At 58.8% G+C, this 1,281-nt stretch carries 1 protein-coding gene; it reads left to right on the top strand.

The window, feature by feature from the left end; translation table 11 throughout:
- Window positions 1–109: 109 nt before the first annotated feature.
- On the top strand, window positions 110–1,087 hold the full coding sequence (locus tag NW829_RS07300; protein WP_414399575.1) for an acetyl-CoA carboxylase carboxyltransferase subunit alpha: 978 nt from the start codon (window positions 110–112) through the stop codon (window positions 1,085–1,087).
- Window positions 1,088–1,281: the final 194 nt, after the last annotated feature.

Genomic DNA, 1,281 nt, shown 5'->3' with positions numbered 1-1,281 from the left:
TGCTCCCTCTAGCCTACGGGATCCACATGTGAGAAGATCAAAGTCCCATCCCCAAATCTGTGCAGCCTTTGCCAGGCACAGCACGCTCCCGAAGTTTAGCCAACCGGTCATGACCAAGTCCACCGACCGCCTGCTGCTGGAGTTTGAGCAGCCTGTTGCCGCCCTGGAGCAACGAATTCAAGAAATTCGGGCCTTGGCAGAAGAAAACGACATCGATGCTTCTGAGCAGATTCGCCAATTGGAAGCCAAAGCCGAAGAGCTGCGCCGCGAGATCTTCAGCCAGCTCACGCCAGTAGAACGGCTCCAGGTGGCCCGTCACCCCCGCCGCCCCACCACCCTGGATTACGTACAGACCATCTGTGACGACTGGTTTGAGCTGCACGGGGATCGCCACGGCCAGGACGATCCAGCCATTGTGGGCGGGTTGGCCAAGCTGGGGGATCAGCCGGTGATGATCCTAGGCCACCAAAAGGGTCGCGACACCAAAGACAACATCCACCGCAACTTTGGGATGCCCAATCCCGCCGGCTACCGCAAAGCCCTGCGGCTAATGGAACATGCCCACCGCTTCGGCCTGCCCCTGCTCACCTTCATCGATACGCCGGGGGCTTACCCAGGCGTTAAGGCGGAAGCTGAGGGCCAAGGAGAGGCCATTGCCACCAACCTGCAGACCCTGTTTCGGTTGGAGATCCCCATCATCTGCACTGTCATCGGCGAAGGGGGATCGGGCGGAGCCTTGGCCATTGGGGTGGGCAACCGCATCCTGATGTTCGAGCACGCCGTCTACTCCGTGATCTCGCCGGAAGGCTGCGCGGCTATTCTCTGGAAGGATGCCAAGAAGGCTCCCCAAGCGGCGGCAGCCCTGCGCATTACCGCCCAAGACCTGCTGCAACTGGAGGTGATCGACGAGATCCTGCCAGAGCCGGTTGGCGGCGCCCACCGCGCGCCCTTGGAAGCTGCTCAAACCCTCAAAGAGGCTCTTCTCAGGCATCTCAAGGAACTTTCTAGCCTGAGCGGGCGAGAATTGCGCGAGGAGCGCTACCAAAAGTTTCGCCGCATGGGAGCGTTTCTGGAGCTTTCTGAATAGACTTATGCATCCCTGATTTATAGTCGTTTCAGATTAGGGTGAGACACCTGGGCCATTGATCGCGCCAGCGGGACGGAGTCCTTGAAAAGCCTTTTGGCCCCCTGCATTATTGCTCTGCAACGCCGATGCGACCAACATTTTAGGCGTGGGTGCAGTGTCCTGGTTTGAACTGAAATGACTATATTTGGGGTTTA

The sequence above is a fragment of the Synechococcus sp. R55.8 genome (genome assembly GCF_047461895.1).
GTDB lineage: Bacteria > Cyanobacteriota > Cyanobacteriia > Thermostichales > Thermostichaceae > Thermostichus.
The sequence above is the reverse complement of the archived record's forward strand: the minus strand, read 5'-3'. Positions and strand labels throughout refer to the sequence as shown.

Bases quoted from the DNA above. Each gene is read 5' to 3' on its own strand.
- NW829_RS07300 (WP_414399575.1), top strand. From the start codon at position 110: ATGACCAAGTCCACCGACCGCCTGCTGCTGGAGTTTGAGCAGCCTGTT.